The organism is Nocardia sp. NPDC004415 (assembly GCF_053602435.1).
Window position 1 is genome coordinate 1 of record NZ_JBSGDP010000122.1, and the last position, 3,057, is coordinate 3,057.

Here is a 3,057-nt window from a genome sequence, read left to right on the forward strand (position 1 = left end):
GCGTCCGAGGGGCGATACTTCGGCTTCGCCGTTACGTCTCGCCCCTCGGACGCGAGGCGGGCCGCAAACCGTTGTCGCTGAGCCGGATACGCAACGGCCTGCCAGGTATCACCTTCCCGGCAGGCCGTTGTGGTGTCGGTCGCCCGACTCCCGCGCGGCGCGTCCCTCAGATCCGCGAAGGGTCGATCAAGCCACGTCGCACAGCGTTGACGATACGTCGTGGCACGCGGTATTCCACGCCCGCCACGGTCACCGGAACCAGTTGCGGCACCGCCGCCTTCCACTGCGAACGCCTGCTGCGGGTGTTCGAGCGCGACATCCTGCGCTTGGGAACCGCCACGACTCAGCCCTCCTTGCCCGCGCGGGCGCGCTTGCCGTACTTGCGCTCGAACTTCTCCACCCGGCCCTGGGTGTCGAGATTGCGATGGGTGCCCGTCCAGAACGGGTGCGAATCCGAGGTCACGTCGACCATCAGCAACGGGTAGGTGTTGCCGTCGGCCCACTCGACGGTGCGGTCACTGGTCGCGGTGGACCTGGTCAGGAACTGCTTGCCGGTGCTCGCGTCCTCGAACACGACCGGGTGGTAATCGGGGTGGATGCCCGCTCTCATGCTGATTCTCCTCGGGGGTTGGTGCGCTCGCTCGCCGCGGCGGGTGCCTCGGCGGGGTCGGCGCAGGGGTCTTCGTGCCAGTCGCCGAAGGGGTCCTCCCACAGCGCGACTCGCTCCGGCGCGCGGTCGACCAGCAGCAGCTCGTCGTCCTCGACCAGGGCCCAGTGCAGGGCGTGCCGGATCTCGGCGGGGTCCACGTCGTGGGCCAGGATCACCAGCGACACATCGCGATCACCGAAGCGGTCGTCCCAGCGCAGCGCGGCCATGGCACGGCGGTCCGGATCGGCCTGCGCCTGCTCCTCGGGACCCATCGCGGCGAGCCAGCGCCCGGCACTGCCCACGCGCAGTCCGCCGCCTGCGGACTCCAGCCAGACCACCTGATCGGGCTGGGTGGCCAGCCAGATCCGGCCGCGCGCGGTGACGACACCGTCGAAGAGCACATCGAGCGCGTCGTGCAGGCGCACCGGATGGAACGGCCTGCGCGCGGCGAACTCGATGAGCGAGACACCACAGTCGGTGGTCAACGGTGGCTGCCCGCGCAGCAGCGGGGCGTGCGCGTCGAACACGCGGCCGCGCCGGGAATCGGCGGGCATGCGGGTCAGCAGCGCGCCGATCTCCACGGCGTCGAAACCCGGCAGTTCGTCGAGCCAGGCCGTGGGCGCCGCCGGTGCCAGCCGCTCCAGCACCGCGCCCAGCCGCTCACGCTCGAGCGCGTCGACCCCGGCCGAGAGCACCACCAGCGCGTCGGCGAACTCGACCTGCCCGACTGCGACCTGGGCGACCGTGCGCTCGTCGTCGGCGGCCGCCAGCCCACGATCGGCCAGTGCCTCGTCGCCGGTCGCGTCGCCCAGCCACTGCTGCCCGTCCAGGCAGGTCAGCACGGCCTCGATCCGCACGTTCCGGCTCGCGGGCCCGTCGACCCGATCGGCCACCCCGGTGACCTCGACGTTCTCGATCGCCTGGCACAGCGCCTCGGCCTCGATCGCCGGGTCCAGCGCCAGCACGATGCGGCGCACCGGCTCGCGCGCGGCCAGCGTGCACAGCATCGGCAGCAGGTCGGCGCGCAGCGTGCACGACACACAGCCGTGCGCCAGCTCGAGCACGGTGGTCGTGACATTGCCCGCGGTGCGCACGGTGCGCCGCACCACGCCTTCGCGCAGTTCGGCGAGGTCGTGGTGCACCACGACGGTGCCCGCGTCCTGGCTCAGCGTCGCCGCGATGTGCTCGACGCCGCTCATGGCGGGCCCGGAGAAGCCGGCCAGCAGCACCACGGGCGTTCTCCGGTCGGACTGGTCCAGCACCCGATACCCCTTTCGATAACGATTTTCATTTACCCGAGGGCCAACGGTACAGTGCGGAATACCTGTTGTCGAAAATGGTTGTCATATCCATGGAGGGAGGTCGCATGTCGGCCCACTGCCAGGTCACCGGTCGCAAGCCCGGGTTCGGGAAAGCCGTCTCGCACTCGCACCGGCGCACCAACCGGCGCTGGAACCCCAACATCCAGCGCAAGACCTACTACCTGCCCAGCGAGGGCCGTCGCATCACGCTGACGGTCTCCGCCAAGGGCATCAAGACCATCGACCGGGACGGGATCGAGGCCGTGGTGGCCCGCATCCGTGCCCGGGGCGACAAGATCTAGGAGCTGATCCGTGGCCTCGAAATCGACCGATATCCGCCCGATCGTGAAGCTGAAGTCCACCGCGGGCACCGGCTACACCTACGTCACCCGCAAGAACCGGCGCAACGACCCCGACCGCCTGGTCCTGCGCAAATACGACCCCGTCGTGCGCAAGCACGTCGACTTCCGCGAGGAGCGCTGACGCTCCCTGAGCCCAAGGGCCGGAGGCGGCCGCGAAGCATAACCATGTAGGCCCGTGAAGGGAGCCGATAGATATGGCGAAGAAGTCCAAGATCGCCCGCAACGAACAGCGCCGCGCGATCGTCGAGCGCTACGCCGCGCGCCGGGCCGAGCTCAAGGAGCTCATCCGCAAGCCGGACACCAGCGAGCAGCAGCGCGCGGCCGCACAGGCCGAACTGCGCGCCCAGCCCCGCGATGCCAGTCCGGTACGATTGCGCAATCGGGATGCTGCTGATGGACGGCCACGCGGCCATCTCCGGAAGTTCGGCCTTTCCCGTGTCCGTGTGCGCGAGATGGCCCACCGGGGCGAGCTCCCCGGGGTCCACAAATCGAGCTGGTAAGGAAAATTCCATGGCAGTGAAGCGAGCACCGTCCAAGAAGGCACGCGCCGAGCAGGGCCGCAAGCCGAAGAAGAACCCGCTGATCGCGGCGGGCATCGAATACGTCGACTACAAAGACGTCAACCTGCTGCGCACCTTCATCTCCGACCGCGGCAAGATCCGCAGCCGCCGGGTCACCGGACTGACCCCGCAGCAGCAGCGGCAGGTCGCCGTCGCGGTGAAGAACGCGCGCGAGATGGCGCTGC

General features: G+C 69.5%; 7 protein-coding genes. 4 read left to right on the top strand and 3 right to left on the bottom strand.

Going from position 1 to position 3,057, the window contains the following annotated elements; genetic code table 11:
* Positions 1-166: 166 nt before the first annotated feature.
* Genes rpmF through mrf form a run of 3 tightly spaced genes read right to left on the bottom strand, consistent with a single transcriptional unit; the run spans position 167 to position 1,911 of the window.
* Complete coding sequence (gene rpmF, locus ACWEMY_RS29165) at positions 167-340, bottom strand: 50S ribosomal protein L32 (RefSeq protein WP_278261369.1); 174 nt, start codon at positions 338-340, stop codon at positions 167-169.
* A 3-nt stretch (positions 341-343) separates the two neighbouring features.
* Positions 344-610, bottom strand: a complete 267-nt coding sequence (locus ACWEMY_RS29170; protein ID WP_452392598.1) for a type B 50S ribosomal protein L31 — start codon at positions 608-610, stop codon at positions 344-346.
* Positions 607-1,911 carry a ribosome hibernation factor-recruiting GTPase MRF gene (mrf, locus tag ACWEMY_RS29175; protein ID WP_452392599.1) on the bottom strand — a complete coding sequence of 435 codons (1,305 nt, stop codon included), beginning with the start codon at positions 1,909-1,911 and terminating at the stop codon, positions 607-609. Before mrf ends, ACWEMY_RS29170 begins: the two co-directional genes overlap by 4 nt.
* 104 nt (positions 1,912-2,015) lie before the next feature.
* Between mrf and rpmB the strand changes: the two genes are divergently transcribed.
* The 4 genes from rpmB to rpsR form a co-directional block, all read left to right on the top strand.
* Entirely contained in the window at positions 2,016-2,252 is a 237-nt protein-coding gene (gene rpmB, locus ACWEMY_RS29180) for a 50S ribosomal protein L28 (RefSeq protein ID WP_019049258.1), read from the top strand.
* A gap of 10 nt (positions 2,253-2,262) precedes the next feature.
* Positions 2,263-2,433, top strand: coding sequence for a 50S ribosomal protein L33 (rpmG, locus tag ACWEMY_RS29185; RefSeq protein ID WP_019049259.1), 171 nt, complete (start codon positions 2,263-2,265; stop codon positions 2,431-2,433).
* Positions 2,434-2,506: 73 nt separating this feature from the next.
* Complete coding sequence (gene rpsN / locus ACWEMY_RS29190) at positions 2,507-2,812, top strand: 30S ribosomal protein S14 (RefSeq protein ID WP_375930060.1); 306 nt, start codon at positions 2,507-2,509, stop codon at positions 2,810-2,812.
* 10 nt (positions 2,813-2,822) lie between these two features.
* Positions 2,823-3,057, top strand: a 235-nt coding sequence (gene rpsR / locus ACWEMY_RS29195) for a 30S ribosomal protein S18 (protein ID WP_452392600.1), incomplete at its 3' end; no start/stop codon positions are given.

Excerpts from the sequence above, each read along its gene's own strand:
- rpmB (WP_019049258.1), top strand. The coding sequence starts at position 2,016 with ATGTCGGCCCACTGCCAGGTCACCGGTCGCAAGCCCGGGTTCGGGAAA.
- rpsN (WP_375930060.1), top strand. The coding sequence starts at position 2,507 with ATGGCGAAGAAGTCCAAGATCGCCCGCAACGAACAGCGCCGCGCGATC.
- ACWEMY_RS29170 (WP_452392598.1), bottom strand. The coding sequence starts at position 610 with ATGAGAGCGGGCATCCACCCCGATTACCACCCGGTCGTGTTCGAGGAC.